The organism is Algibacter sp. L1A34 (genome assembly GCF_009796805.1).
Taxonomy (GTDB): domain Bacteria; phylum Bacteroidota; class Bacteroidia; order Flavobacteriales; family Flavobacteriaceae; genus Algibacter.
Map to the genome: position 1 here is coordinate 2,304,321 of NZ_CP047029.1, position 15,746 is coordinate 2,320,066.

Annotated in this window: 9 protein-coding genes; 3 read left to right on the forward strand and 6 right to left on the reverse strand. The window is 33.7% G+C overall.

Annotation, left to right across the window (positions count from 1 at the left end; all coding sequences use genetic code 11):
- Nucleotides 1–57: 57 nt before the first annotated feature.
- From GQR97_RS09985 to GQR97_RS10010, 6 genes are all read right to left on the reverse strand, one after another.
- Nucleotides 58–1,575 (reverse strand): sialate O-acetylesterase, encoded by a 1,518-nt coding sequence (locus tag GQR97_RS09985; protein WP_199269930.1) that lies wholly within the window; start codon nucleotides 1,573–1,575, stop codon nucleotides 58–60.
- Between the two features lie 186 nt (nucleotides 1,576–1,761).
- Nucleotides 1,762–2,445, reverse strand: coding sequence for a hypothetical protein (locus GQR97_RS09990; protein ID WP_158847957.1), 684 nt, complete (start codon nucleotides 2,443–2,445; stop codon nucleotides 1,762–1,764).
- Nucleotides 2,446–2,616: 171 nt separating this feature from the next.
- A complete protein-coding gene (locus GQR97_RS09995; protein WP_158847959.1) occupies nucleotides 2,617–4,458 on the reverse strand; it encodes an alpha-L-rhamnosidase C-terminal domain-containing protein in 1,842 nt (613 codons plus the stop codon).
- A complete protein-coding gene (locus GQR97_RS10000; protein WP_158847961.1) occupies nucleotides 4,451–5,653 on the reverse strand; it encodes a Gfo/Idh/MocA family protein in 1,203 nt (400 codons plus the stop codon). The genes GQR97_RS09995 and GQR97_RS10000 overlap by 8 nt, the downstream gene beginning before the upstream one ends.
- A 104-nt stretch (nucleotides 5,654–5,757) precedes the next feature.
- The gene (locus GQR97_RS10005; RefSeq protein ID WP_158847963.1) at nucleotides 5,758–7,107 is read right to left on the reverse strand and encodes a Gfo/Idh/MocA family protein; all 1,350 of its coding nucleotides are present in this window, start codon (nucleotides 7,105–7,107) and stop codon (nucleotides 5,758–5,760) included.
- A gap of 33 nt (nucleotides 7,108–7,140) precedes the next feature.
- Nucleotides 7,141–8,517, reverse strand: a complete 1,377-nt coding sequence (locus GQR97_RS10010) for a DUF1080 domain-containing protein (RefSeq protein ID WP_158847965.1) — start codon at nucleotides 8,515–8,517, stop codon at nucleotides 7,141–7,143.
- A gap of 247 nt (nucleotides 8,518–8,764) precedes the next feature.
- On the opposite strand from GQR97_RS10010, the gene GQR97_RS10015 reads away from it, so the two are divergent.
- From GQR97_RS10015 to GQR97_RS10025, 3 genes are all read left to right on the forward strand, one after another.
- On the forward strand, nucleotides 8,765–11,836 hold the full coding sequence (locus tag GQR97_RS10015; RefSeq protein WP_158847967.1) for a SusC/RagA family TonB-linked outer membrane protein: 3,072 nt from the start codon (nucleotides 8,765–8,767) through the stop codon (nucleotides 11,834–11,836).
- Between the two features lie 17 nt (nucleotides 11,837–11,853).
- Nucleotides 11,854–13,530, forward strand: a complete 1,677-nt coding sequence (locus GQR97_RS10020) for a RagB/SusD family nutrient uptake outer membrane protein (protein WP_158847969.1) — start codon at nucleotides 11,854–11,856, stop codon at nucleotides 13,528–13,530.
- 172 nt (nucleotides 13,531–13,702) lie between these two features.
- Nucleotides 13,703–15,736: a glycosyl hydrolase 115 family protein gene (locus GQR97_RS10025; protein WP_158847971.1), complete on the forward strand. Its 2,034-nt coding sequence runs from the start codon at nucleotides 13,703–13,705 to the stop codon at nucleotides 15,734–15,736.
- Nucleotides 15,737–15,746: the final 10 nt, after the last annotated feature.

Sequence of the window (15,746 nt, forward strand, 5' to 3'; positions counted from 1 at the left end):
AAAGCACCGTTAATTTAGATATTAACGGTGCTTTTTTATCTAAATCTAGATTTACCCTTAAAAATCCGTTCGAAAAGGATAAGCAGGTAATTCAGCATTATTCACTAAATTAACATCTGGTTTTCCTGCGAAAGCGTAACGAATGTATAGAGGTTTTTTTATTGATTTATTTTGAAGGACTACTGTTTCTTCAATAATTTCAGCTTCGGCCATTTGCCAGTTTAAAGATTTATCGGCAATCCAAAACCCTGAAGGTGCTTTTCTGTTATTCGTTTTTAAGCCTATATTATTTTTAAAATGAACAATTAAAGTATTGTTTTCGATGTCTACTTTATCAAAAATAGGGCCTTCGGCAACTACGTTTTGGTTTAGTGTGTATTTAGCAGCTAAAAGAGCCAAACGTTGTCCTAAGGGGAATTTATCTGTTGGGTGAATATTAGTTTCACTACCTAAATCTATAGTGTTTGCAACGCTGGTGTTTGGTAATTCTAAAGCTTTTAATTGCGATTCGCGCATCCATGCCCAAGATTCTTCGGTTGGATTTTTAGAATCGATATTTGGGGTGGTATGAGTGCCTTTTCCGTAGCCAGGAAGCATAACGATAGAGAAGTACATGTTTTTATTTTGCCATTCTTGGCGGTAACGTTCAATCCATAATTTTAAAACGTCTCCATATTCTTTTATTCCAACCACTCTATGGAACCAGTTGGCTTCGGTAACTTCAGGAACACCCGTAAGATAACGGGCGTTGCGCTCTCCTTGATACCATACAAGTCCACGGCAGGCGTAAGGTGCAAGTGGTTTCATCATGGCATTATATACTACATTTGGTTGACGTCTCATAAAAATATCTTCTTTATTATTCCAACCGTTGGGTGTATTTATAGCTTTTTCAAGTCGGTTACGAGTTGCCGTATCTTTATCAAAATCGTCCATTATGCTTTTAAAATAAGGTAAGTCGTTTTCCATATCTCGTGGCATCCAAGCTTCGATTGAAGAACTTCCCCAAGATGATAAAATAATTCCGACAGGGACATCTCCAATATTTTCTAAGAAGAATGCAAAATCAAAAGCTACAGCGCTGCTCGGGTTGGTCTCTGTCCAAGTTCCTGATGCTTGTTCTGCTTCTTTTAAGGAAACTTGTCTTTTTACTTCAAAAGTTCTAATGTTTTTAGCAAAAGGAATAAGTGATTTAATTTCAGGAACATTATTTACGGAGAATTGCATGTTAGATTGTCCAGAGCAAATCCAAACTTCACCAACTAATACATTAGAAATTTTAATTTTACTACTTCCCGAAATTATCATGTCTCGACCAATTTTAGAAGCTTTTAATGGTGCTAGTTTTATAGACCATTTCCCGTTTCTATTTGTAGTAGTAGATACTTTTTGTTTACCAAATACTACCTTTATTTTTTGATTTGGTTTTGCTGTTCCCCAAACAGGAACCGGCATGTTTTGTTGTAAAACCATACCGTTGCAGAATAAATTATTTGGTTTTAATTCTTGAGCAAACCCAAAAGTTGAAATAAATATTAAAAGGATTAGGGAAGGGATTAAGAGACTTTTTTTCATTTTAGTGTTAAGAATTTTTCTGTTATGTGTGTTCCAATTCTATTTCGGATTATAATAAGTGTTTTTGTATATTAAATCTATTCAATTAGAGAAAATGTAATGAACGAGATAAGAAATCCAATCTTTTTTTAGTAGGCTTGAATTATAATCTCTTTTCTGTTAAATAAAACAAATTAGAAGTTTAGTTTAATTATTATTGATTTTAGTTAATTCTCTATAAGAACGAAGCTTTCCTTTTTTACTATAGTTTTCGCTTTTTACTATTCCAATTCCTTTTACATACCATTCTATTCCAGATCCTCTAAATTTTAATAGGCCTAAATTGAATACATAATCAAAAGAGATTTTATATCCATCAAAAGTTCCTGCTTTAATGGTAAGCGACTTGTTTTCTAAAACAGTTCTGTTGAGAACTTTCATATTAGCCATTGGTGCAAAAGAAGCTCCGCTTCCAACTTCTAAAGCAATGTTGCCATCTTCTAAAACAGTTCCGACTTTCATGCCTTCAGGGAATTCTATAAAATCCCCAGTAGCTTTTACTTTGAAAGTGTCTTTCTGGTCTTCATTTTGAAGTGATGTATAGTTAGACATGTCAACATAAAAATCTCCATTAACACATTTCAAAATATATTCTCTTTCGTTTTTAGCTTTTTTGCCTTCAGATGATTTAATTTTAATGTTTAGACTCCCTTCTTCATTTGTAACAGATTCGATAAAATGGTTCTCAACCGATTGTATTTTACCTTTCTTATTATAATTAGTGTATTCCATGGACATGCCTTTTTTATAAGGCGAAATGTTTTCACAAGTTTGCGAATATGTCAGTTGAAATATTAGTAGGAATATTGAGATACTAAAAACTTTTTTCATAATTATTATGTTTATAACGTTGTGTATTCAAGGTCTAGACTTAAAATAAGATTATAATTTCTTAAATCAAAAGTATAAATTTTTTTAATATTCATCTTTATATATATTCAAGAATAGATTCCGTATTGATTTAATATTATAGACATAATTTCTTTAAATAGTTTCAACTATTTAGTGGTCAATTCTAATAACATGCTCACCACTTTTAAGATTTAAATAACTATCATAATTTTTAACCTTCTTATTATTTAAAAATACTTTTTTCACATTTTTAGGAAGTATAAATTCAGCAGACATATTATTCGGAATTGTAATATAATAAACATCTGTTTTATCATTTTTCTTTTTAAATTCAGCTAAAATAAAACCGTTTTTAGTAGGTGCTTTAATTGACGAAAAAGACAAATCACCTAATTGAGGTTCAATTTGTGCTACTTTAAAACCAGCTGTTTTAGGCTTAATTCCCCACATGTATCTAGTAATAACGTTTAGAGGAGCTGTTCCCCAAGCATGGTTCCAATCGGAATTTGGTTTATATTTTAAATCCCAAGCTTCCATAGCCATTGTGGAACCAACATTCATCATGTTCCACCAATTTCGGTCGCCCGTAGTACTAGTTATTAAATCTGCGGCATATTGAGCTTCTCCATTCTTGTAAAGACCTTCTAGTAAATATTGCGAACCATAAACACTACAAGCCATACCTCTAGATTTTACGAATTCTGTAACCGAAGCAATATGTTTTTCGGGAACCAAATCGAAAGCTAAGGGTAACATATTTGCGTGTAAAGCGGAGTGCGTAGAGCCTTCGCCATCTATATAATAGCCTTTTTTTGTATCTAATAGTTTGGTGTTAATGGTTTCTTTTACTTTTTCTGCTTTCTGCTTAAAGAAAGCAACGTCTTCTTTTTTATCTAGAAAACCAGCAATCTCGGTCATTAATTTTAAATTGTAATAGTAAAAAGAGTTAATAGCGGTATTTACAGGAACAATTTCATAGCCATCACGTTCTCCTTCTGCCGTTGCTAATTTCCAACCTGTGTCTTTTTGTGCAGGAGGCCAATCTATAATGTCTTGGATTTTTTTACTTCCTTTTTTAAATCCAAGTTTTAAAGCTAATGCTTCCGTGAATTTTGGCGATTTAGAACTAATCAAGCCGTCGGCACGTTCTAAGTCCATTAAGGTTTTTAGTTTTAAATTATCATAATATTTTTGTAATGGCGCTATATCAGCCGTGTACATATAATCTGTATAAAACATTAAAACGGTATGTAGTAACCATTCGGTTGGCCAAGTTGGATTATCAATAAAATATTCATTGGTACGTTTTGCCATTTCGTAGTTATTATCTACGCTGTAATGACTTAATTGATTGATGTATGCATCAGCCTCGTAAGGAATACGTTCGCGATCGCCATCCACATAATAACCTGTAAAACTTGTCGCTTTTATAGTGTGTTTACAAAAGTCCCAAATGGAATCCATCATTTTATTTGAAGACGAAAAAGTGGCTGCATCATCATTAAATTTATAATGAAGGGCTTTTTGTTTTATTTGAAGATCTTCAATCGGAATTTTTAAATTTTCAATTTCGCAATAACGAAAGGGGATAATAGTCCCAATACTATCTGGTAATAAAATAGCAGCGCCTGTTGTATTTCGTTTATAGGGTACTAATTCTGGTAATGTGGTTTGATTTGCTATTAACCCACTCATCTTTGATTTTCTATAGCGAATAGTGGCTCCGGGGTTTCTATCAATGTGAAATTCTGAATCTAACTTTTCACCTAAATGAAATACTAAAGAATCATTTTGGCCGGCCTTTGGTGTGATTTCAACATTACCGAAAAAAGCTTTTCCGAAGTCTATAAAATAATGACCATCACTAATTTTTATTATGTTTTTTGGTTGAATTAAAGAGCTCTCTAAATCAATTTTGTCTGTTGAGTTTTGAGCGCCTAAATTTAAATATGCTACTACTAGGATAATTAGAAGAGAAATGTGTTTATTCATAAAATTTAAAGCCTTTAAAAGAATCTTGTTTAATAATACTGTTAGTATACATGGCATCTAAGCCCATTTGAACGCAAATTGCCGTATTTGCTCCTGTTTTAATATCTGAAATTGGTTTGCTATTGTTTGTTACGCTGTTTTTAAAATCTATTAAAGCTTGTAGGCTAGCCTCTTTATGTTCTATTTCAATAGGGATTCCTAAATCCTTTTCCCATTTGGAAGTCGCTCCAGATACACCATCTACAATGCCTAATTCTTTTTTCTTGTCTCCTTCGGGGAAAAACCACGCTTTGCTGTAACCTAAAACTATGGTGCCTTTATCTCCCATAACTTTTATTTGGTATCCATCTTTTGCATTACTGGTTAAACACGTAAATTTTGCTTTTACACCACTTGGGTAATTGTAAATTAAGTGAATATTATCGTAAGTTTCTCGTCCGTCTTTGTAATAATCTACTCCACCTGTTCCCATAACTTGATTAGGCGTTTCTCCTAAAACCCAATTAGCAAAATCTATTTGATGCGAGCAAAGTTCGGCAACCAAACCACCCGAATATTCGCGATACATACGCCAGTTAATTTGTCTTTCTAATTCTGGACTTGGTACGTCTCTTCTCCAGTTTCCGTGTCGGTTCCATTGGCATTCAAAGGCTGAAATTTCTCCTATTTTTCCTCCTTTAATTAAATCTACAACATGGGTGTAAAGTCTAGAACTGTGGTATTGATGCCCTGTTTGAAAAACATGATCGGATTGATCGACTTTATCTACTAAATTTTGGATACCTCCGAAACCTTTGGCCATTGTTTTTTCACAATATACATGTTTGCCAGCATCTAAAGCATCCATTGCAATTTGCGAGTGCGTATTAAATGGTGTGGTAACTAAAATAGCATCAATATCTTTATTATCTAAAAGTTTACGATAATCGGTATAACCTTTAGCTTTTCCAAGAGCAGCTTTTAATCCGTTTTCTAATCTAAAAGGTAAGGTATCGCAACAGGCAATAATATTGAAATTATTAATGGAATTTATATTAGCAGAAAGGCCAGTTCCTCGGTCTCCAGTTCCAATAATTCCAATGTTTAAAGCATCGTTTGCGTGTTTAAAATCAAATACATTAGTCATGGCTGCAGCCGAAGTTGTAATGGCAGCGGAGGCCATAGCTCCTTTAATTATAAATTCTCTTCTTTTCATTTGGTTTTTTATAATAAGAATAGTAATAAATTCCTGTTTTAATAGGAATAGTAATTTAAACAGAAACCTCGAGGCATAAAGTCTCGAGGTTTCATTTTCTTTTATTAAACAGGTTTAATTTCCCAACCTGGTTCGTATGTTCTAGACCATAGTTTCATGGCTTCTCTATTAAAAATACGTCCGGTAGTTTCATCTACTTCAAACGAATCGTCTATTCTAGAGGCAATATTTGCATAATGGGTTAGCATTTGGCTAATAGCGCCTTGCTCTATTGGTGATGTTAATGGTGCTTTTCCTCTAATAGCATCAAAAAAGTTTACGGTATGTGCTTTAGAAAGTTGGCCGCCGCCTCCCAGTTTGTTACCATCTTCAATACCCGGAACTAGGTTTTGTTTTTGTTCTTTTCCTTTAATATCGTATAATTTATAACCATCACGAGTAATAAAAGCAGAACCGTTAGAACCATAGATTATAGTTCCACGACCAGCACCATATTTATCGTAACCATTTCTGCTACGTCCATCCCATTGAATAGAGCGGTTGTTCGCAAAACGGAATGTTGCTTCCATAGTGTCGTACATTTCCCAACCATCATCTTTATAATGGAATTTCCCAGATTTAACATCTACATGTTCTGGGTATTTAACGTCTAAAGCCCAACGTGCAATGTCTAATTCGTGTGTGGCATTGTTACCCATTTCGGCTGTACCATAATCCCAACCGTACCAGTGCCAGTTATAATTCCAAGTATCATCGGTATATTCTCTCCTTGGTGCTGGCCCTTGAAATAATTCCCAATCTAACCCTTCTGGTGGAGCTGTTTTTGTTTGGTGAGGCACAGGCCCACGTTTACTGGTGTAAAAAGCAATGGCATTATACACATCACCAATAACACCTTCGTGAATGGCTTTTATAATTTCTTGCGATTGTAATGAAGAACGTTGTTGATTCCCCATTTGTACAATTTTATTATATTTTTGCTGATAAGCAACAAGTAACTCACCCTCTTTTGGATTGTGGCTACAAGGCTTTTCTAAATACACGTCTTTACCCGCCTGCATAGCTATACAAGCACCAGGAGCGTGCCAATGATCTGGAGTTGCCATAAATATAGCATCGACATCTTTATCGTTTATTATTTTTCTAATGTCGTTTTCTAGTTTTGGTGTTTTACCTAGTTTTTCAGATACGGCAATAGCTGCTTTATCGCGTTGGCTTTTCATGACATCGCATAAATAGCTTAACTCAATATTATTGTTTTTATCTCCAATAGCGGACATGTATGCACCGTAACGACGACCCAAGCCTTGGATAGCTACGTTTATACGATCGTTAGCACCAATTATTTTAGAATAACTTTTTGCCGACATGGCATTTAAGCTGTTAGAAGCTAATGTAACTCCAACAGCACCTAAAGCTGTTTTTTTTAAAAAATCTCTTCTATTTGAACTCATAATATTTAAATCTTGGGTTTAGTTGGTTTGAATTTAGTTAATAGGACGAATTTTTACATTTTTAAAGGATACTAAATCGCCGTGATCCTGAAGTAGTATCTCTCCTTTATCTAATTCTCCAAAATTTGGCCATTTGGCATATTTACTTTCCGATACTAATTTTAAGTAATCTTCACTTTTTCTTTCGTATTCTAAAACTTTTACATCGTTTAACCAATGTTCAACATGGTTGTTTTTAGAGATAATATGTGCTGTATTCCATGCTCCAATTGGATGTATAGGTTTGTTTACATCGGCTTGAATTAAATCGTATAAAGAACTTACGGTTCTACTACCATCATGGTTTCCTAATTTTGCGTCAGGATGTAAAGCATCGTCTAAAATTTGATATTCTAAACCAATAGAAGATCCTGCTCCTTTATTAATATTAGTATCTACATAATACTTAATACCACTATTTGCACCAGGTGTTAATTTGAAATCAACTTTTAATTCAAAATCACCAAATTGTTCTTTTGTAACAATATCACCACCGGCAGTAGACTCGGCACCACCAGAAGCTAGAACGCTAAGTACACCGTCTTCGATTTTCCATCCATTTTCAGGAAATTCTTCTAGTTTTGCACCACGCCATCCGTTGGTTGTTTTACCATCCCAAAGTAGTTGCCATCCGTTTTTCTTTTCATCTATAGTTAAATGGTTTTTTGTAATTATAGGTTCAAGTGGCGATTTTTTAGCATATTCACTAAGGTTGTCAGTTAATATTTTAATATTTTTCCAAATAATTTCTGTGCCTTCTTTTTTATCAGCATGAATACCATGTACTTGTAAGCAAATAAACCCACTTGCAGTTTTATCATCTATTAAATAAGATGCAGGAACATCGTTTATCCATGTTTTTAATGTATCACCAATAGCTTCAATACGGTAATGATTCCAATCGTTTTGTTTAAAAGCTTTTTGTGCTTCAGGGTTGTTTTCCATAGTGTTTAACCAACCGCGTCTAGACTCGTCGTAAATACCTGCGCTCCAGGCTCTTTTAGATGGATCGATTTCAACTTGATATCCGTGAACGCGTCCGTCTCTATAATCAGGGAAACTATTACTTCTAATTTGAATACCAGAATTCATTGTAGAATCTACTTTATAATCGAGTTCTAAAATAAAATCACCATACATTTTATCCGAAGTTAAAAATGAATTTGGTGTATTATGTACGGTTGTACCAATAATAGATTGGTCACGAACAGCATATGTCGCTTTTCCGCCTAATTGGTGCCAGCCGTTAAGGGTTTCTCCATCAAAAAGTGCTTGCCATGGCGTGTTGTCTTTCGGGGTTTCTTTACAGTTAAGGAACACAGTTGCTAAAACAATAAATAGGACTTTACTGTAAATAGTGGTTTTTTTCATTTTAAAATAGCTTAGTTATTATTCTACTAATATACTTTTTTTTATCCATTTTTAAATGGACGTATTCTGCAAAGTGATGGATTAATTGGTCTAATTTTTTTGTGCTTAACATCTATGAATACTGGGTTTTTTGTAAGGATTAGGTTTTTAGGAACTGACGATTGTATCCATAATTTGGAGCGAATTGTCCATTCTTTAACAAACTTTTAACTATACATTAGCGGTATAACTAATACTAAATAATAATATGGAAAAACTAAAACTCTTATTAATGACCTTGTTAATAGGTTATGCGAGTACCTCTTGGGGTCAGGCAAAAGTTTCAGGAGTAGTAACCGATGGGCAAAATGTGCCTATTCCGGGAGTAAATGTCATTATAAAAGGAACATCGAATGGAGCCGCCACAGATTTCGATGGGAAATTTCAGCTTAATGCTAAAAGTGGAGATGTGCTTACTTTCTCTTTTATTGGGTTTATAACACAAGAGCTTACATATAATGGACAAAAATCATTAAATGTGAAGTTAGAAGAAGATGCAGCTCAATTAGATGAGGTTGTTGTTATTGGATATGGTTCTGTGAAGCGTACAGATTTAACAGGTGCTGTAGCATCCTTAAGTGCAGGTGATTTAACAGAACGTAAGAAAACAGATATTGGACAAGCTGTTAAAGGTCAAGTAGCAGGGGTTGATGTTCGATCGCTTAGTAATAAGCCTGGAGCTCCTCTTAATATTAGAATAAGAGGAAATACAGCGATTACAAATAACGTAGCAGGTAGAGATGGACTTAGTGATGATCCTACGGATGATCGTTCAAAACCTTTATATGTTGTAGATGGTGTTTTCTTTGAAGATATTAATATTTTAAATCCTGCAGATATTCAACAAATGGATATTTTAAAGGATGCATCTGCGACGGCTATTTATGGTTCTCGTGGTTCAAACGGTGTGGTTATTATAACAACTAAAAACGGTATTGAAGGTAAAACAGTATTTACTTATGAGACTACTTTAGGGGTAAGCACAGTTGCTAATGAGCCTGATTATTTTAATGGAGATGAATACGTTAGTTTTGTAGGCGATGTTATTAGAAGTGAAGAGTGGGGAAAACTGTTTACGACAGGAGTAGGTACTGTAGCTGACTATAATAATATTGATATATCTTCTCTCATAGGAAATGAGATTCAAGTATCAAATGAAGAAGCTAATAATGTTGCTAATAGACGCTATACAAACTGGATTAAGGATTACCAAAAGACAGGAATACAAAAGACTCATAATTTAGGGATGTCTGGAGGAAGTAATGGTTTAGTTTATAGTGCTTCGTTAGGTTACCTAAGTGACGAAGGTGTTATAGGTATTGAGGCTTTTGAACGTTATAATTTAAGCGCTTCGCTTTCTAAAAAAGTTACAGATAATTTTACTGCAGGTGTAAAAGCGTATTTAGCTTATTCTGAAAGAGAAGAAGGAAGTAGAGAACTGTATAGAAGTACACAACGTCTTCCTCCAACAGTAAATTCTCGTGATACAGATGGTAATCTAATTTTAACGCCAGACGATCAAGATTCACGTTTTCTTAATCCGTATTATGATGCTAATGGCGCTTGGACTGTAAATACAAAGTCAATGAATGTAATAGCCAATATATTTTTGAACTATAAGCCTACGGAGTGGGTTGATTTTAAAACGCAATTTTCACCGAATATCAGAAATGCAAGATTTGGAGAATATAGAGGTTTGTTAACTAAGTCTTCTCGTAATGAGGCTAGTAGAATTCGGGCATATTATGATACTTCTTTTGATACGTCTTATACTTGGGATAATATAGCTAATTTCAACTTTGATGTAGCAGAAGGACATAATTTAAAAGCAACCCTTATTTCTTCAGTGTATTATTATCAAAGAGAGACTAGTAATATACAAACTAGAGACTTTGATACGGACGCATATTTATTTTATAATACAGAGTCAAATAATAATGATATTAGAAATGCTGACACCGAATATGAAAAAGAGTCATTAACATCTTTTGCAGGTAGATTAAACTATAGTATTTTGGATAAATACTTGTTTACGTTTACCGGTAGGTATGATGGTTCTTCTAAATTAGCGGTTGGTAATAAATGGGCGTTTTTCCCTTCCGCTGCTTTTGCTTGGAAAGTATCTGAAGAAGATTTTATTCAAAATGCAGATTGGTTGAATAATTTAAAATTACGATTAAGTTATGGTGAAGCAGGTAATGATACTACAGTTTCTGCTTATGATTCTCTTGCTTTTTTAAGTAATACTGACTATGTGTTTGGAGGGAATTATACTAGTGGAGTTGTAGTAGATGGATTAAATAATTATGATTTAACTTGGGAACGATCTAAAGAATATAACGTAGGTTTAGATTTAGGAATTCTAGATAATAGAATACGATTAGGCTTAGAGCTTTATAGCAAAACAACAGTAGGGAGTATTTTGGATAGAACATTGTCTCCTATTACAGGGTTTGCTATTGCCACTGGTAATTATGGTTCTGTTCGTAACCGTGGGGTTGAAGTAACTTTGAATACTGTAAACATCAAAACAGAAGATTTTAGCTGGAAAACTAGTTTTAATTTTGCTAAAAACAATAATGAAATTTTAGACTTAGAAGGAGAATTAGATTTAATTCCTTACGGAAATCACGGTGTTTTACAAGTTGGTGAAGCTGTTGATGCTACTTATGCTTTAGAAAAAATTGGTATTTGGCAATTAGATGAGATAGCTGAAGCAGCAGTATATGATCGAATTCCTGGAGAGTATAAATTTAAAGATCAAGATAATGACGGTGATATTGATAATGATGATAGAAGAGTAATAGGTCAAGTATCTCCAGATTGGACAGGAGGTATGACAAATACATTCACTTACAAGAATTTTGATTTTTCTATAATGGCTTATACAAGACAAGGTAGTTTTGGTCACTCTGAATTTAATTCGCTTTCTGTGCCATGGCAAGGTGATGATGCTAAATTAAATAAGGTAGATGCAGATTACTGGACACCTAATAATCCAGATGCTAAAAATCCAGCTCTAGAATATGGAGCAGATACTAGCTGGTATTATACCGATTTTGATTTTGTTCGTATAGGTAACATCGGTATGGGGTACCAATTTTCAGACGCAATATTAGATAAGTTAAAAATGTCTAGTTTACGTGTAACATTAGATGTTCAAAACCCATTTACATTTACTGATTATTATGGTTCGGATCCTGAAACAGGTCTTCAAAATAACTATAATGGAGGGTATTTGACTAAAACTGTATTATTTGGACTTAAATTATCTTACTAATTTTAAATCATATTAAAATGAAAATATTAAAAAATATAAAATATATAGCATTGTTTGTAGCGATCAATTCTGTGCTTGTAGCTTGTGATAGCTATATTGAAGAAGATATATTCTCCGATATAACTGTTGAGAATTTTATTGACGAAAGTAATGCCGATCAATTGGTAGTTGGTATTTATACTCAAGTACGGACGGTTTATAAAAACTACGGTTATAAATTTGAAGGTACTGATATCTTTACAACTCAAAACGATGTTACCTCTATTAGTGCTGGAAATGATTACGTGGGAGTTACGGTTCCAGAAACAAATAGTGTTTGGTCTAATAATTACGACGTAATAGCAAAGGCTAATACAGCCATTAATCGTTATGAAAATGAAATAAACTGGAGTGAAGGAAAATTAGGTGAAAAAGCTTATGGTATCGCACAAGCAAAAGGTTTAAGAGCATTAGCTTTTTTCAATTTAGCTCAACAATACGGCGGTGTTGTATTGGATTTAGAAGAGCCTCAAAGTATCCGTTCAGATTACACAAGGTCTTCAGAAGAAGATACTTATACTTTTATTATTTCAGAATTAGAATCTGCTATTTTAGATTTAGAAGTTGCTCCAGAGACAGGGCGGTTTTCAAAAAGAGCTGCGCAACATGTACTGGCTGAAGTGTATTTAACAAGAGCATACAAATCGTATGGTTTAAGTACTGATTTTTCAACGGCTGCAACATTGGCCGAATCAGCCATTGGAGGATATGATATTAGAAGTCAGACATTTGAACAGGTTTTTGATTATGATAATCAAATAAATGATGAAATCTTGTTTGCTGCACAATGGGATGGAGGTAGTACTTCTACACAAAAGAATAATAATAAGCATGCGATTTTTATGAATCAAGTTTTCGAGTTACCAATAGGTGTGTCAAGAGCTAATCCTTATGGATCAAAAAGTGGAAGCAATATGCCTACGCCATTCTTTTATTCTTTATTTACAGATAATGATTCAAGAGAAGATGTTACAATACATAGAGCGATTATAGCAGATGAAGAAGGTACATGGAAAGATTTAGTTGATGATACTATTGTTTTGGAAAATGTATCTGTGGGAGATACTATCGTATACTTTCCAAAGGTTGCTTTAGATGCTACAGAGCTAATAAAACATTTAGATCTTTATTGGGTATATCAACCAGATCAGTATTTATTTGGAAGACCTTCGGATCTTTCTACCGAAGTTAATTATCCATATTCTAGAAATACGCAAGAAACAAATTTTCCGATTTTCAAAAAATTTGATGATGAAGATTTTAGTGAAGCAGGAGAAGGTGCGCGTGATACTTTTATTTTTAGAATAGCAGAAACACATTTAATAGCAGCCGAAGCTTATTTAGGAGCTAGTAATACAACGTCGGCACTAACTCATCTTAATAGAGTTAGAGAAAGAGCGACAGGTGTTGCAAATGAGTATACTTCAATCACTATAGATGATATCTTAAATGAACGTGCATTAGAGCTTGCAGGAGAGGATAATAGATGGGCTGTTTTAAAAAGAACTGGTAAATTACAAGAAAGGATAGAACTTTATAATCCACATGTAGTAAACCATGGAGCGTTTGATGCTAATAAACATTTATTGCGTCCAATTCCAAATAGAGAATTAACACTTTCTCCTAATACAATGACTCAAAATCCAAATTATTAATTAATAGTAAATTAAAAAATTTAGTTGTTTTAAGTTAGTTTATATAGGCAGACGAGAATATGTCTGCCTATATTTTTATTAATCAAGAGTCATTTTGTTTTAGTAAACAGAAACCGTTAACAGTGTTTACTCAAAATTATAGATAAAATCAATTTTGAATCCCATTTTAAACATGAAAAAAAATTACATTTTAAGTATTCTATTAATAGTTGTTTTATGCTTTTCATGTACAAAAACAGTAGATGAATCTTTTTATTTAGTGGTTGGCGATAATTTATCAAAAGTTGAATTAAACACTATAAATGATTTAAAAACAGATTTACAAAAAGTAATTACTTCCGAAGTTAAAATCGTTTCAGAAAAAGAAGCTTTTCCAGAACATGGCACAGTTTTCATTTTAGGAACACCAACTTCAAATGCGTTAATCGAAGAATTAGCCATTCAAAAAAATATTAATTTGTCTACTGAAATACCAGGAAGTCGTGGTGGAATTTGGGCAAAAGTAAATCACAAAAATCATAAAAACGCTATCGTAATTGGAGGTTCAGACGTTCAAGGATTGCAGTATGCGATTTACGATTATTCAAAAGACGTTTTAGGAATTGATCCTTTAGAATATTGGACAGGTAAAACACCCAATAAAATATCTAATGAAGCCGTCTTTAACTTCACAGCAAAAACCATAGCACCACCAAAAGTACCCGTTTTGGCCTATTTTGAAAACGATGTGGACGAGCTAGCAAATTACCGAGGTGAATTACTAGAATACGATTGGGAAACTTATACTGAATTAATAGATGCTTTAGTACGTATGCGCTACAACGCCATACAGTTGTTCGATATGTTAGGGCGACCAGAATTTTATGTCCGACCAGAGTACAAAAAACTAAAACCAGACTATCAAGTAGATATTAATTTTATAGATAAAATGATCGATTATGCCCAGTTAAAAGGCATGAAAGTGGCTATAGATTTTGAGTTAGGATACCAAATACACCCTATGTCGGCCGATAAAGCCGATTGTTGGAAAACTTATAAAGAAGATTGGTTAAGCGCTTGGAGATACTATTTAGAAGAAACACCATTGGCTAAAACCGATATTTTTATTCTGCGTCCACGTCATCAAGTTTGGGACTGGAAATACGAAAGCTCATGCGGCGAGAATAAAATAGATGTGTTTAATGAAGTATATGTAGAATTCGGAAAATTAATAGACGAATATAAGCCTAATGCTTCAAAAGTTTTGGTATGCTATTCCGATGGGATGGAAATGTGGAACGAAGGTTTTAGACCTCCGGAAGATTGGACGGTCCTTTGGTCCGATCATGGTTTTGGCGATTTCGAACATCTACCAAATACTACCGATAATTATGAGTTTGGAACCTACATGCATGCAGGATATTGGTTAAACCATACGGTTCATAATCCATACCCAAACAAAGTAGAAACCATAATGAAGGAGATGTTTGAAACCTATAATGCTGATAAATTTTGTTTGGTAAACGGACAAAATTTTAGACCATTTTTATTAAATCTAGAAGCGTACAGTGCCGTTTGTAATAATCCAGAAACTTTTAACGGCGATGAATTTTACAAGGATTGGACATCTCGATATTTTTCAGATGAAGTATCAAAGCATGCTATCGCTTCCATGAAATATTTACATGAAGCGCAAGAAGGACGTAAAGGTTATGTAGAACATTTATGGGAAATTCGTGAGGCCGTTTCATATTTATCAAACGCACCAATTAGAAGACCAGGAAAAACTCCAATTCCTTTTGATTATAAACGTGTTATAGGAGATTATCAAACTACAGAGCATGTTGCTAAAAATGTACAGAAGGCCTTAACGGAAGCAGAGCAAGGTTATCAAATAGAAGCCACTCATTTTTATCACGCTTACATTTTGTTACCTACTCAATTATATAGTGATTTAATTACTTTTGAAACTACGCTTCATAGTATGACAAAACTTAAAAACCAATTCGAAGCATCTAAAGATGTAACGTTTTTAAATGAAGCTAAAGCATTGCTTCCTTCGGCTAAAGAACAACTAGAAGCTATTTACAAACGTAGAGCATCTGGCGATTTAGATGATAAATGGAAAGATTGGTACGCAATAAAAAATAGAAGACAAAACAATGGTTTTCCTACGCACGATATGTTAGTGGCTATTGAAGACAATTTAAATAAAATTACGCCTTAAAAACCTAGAA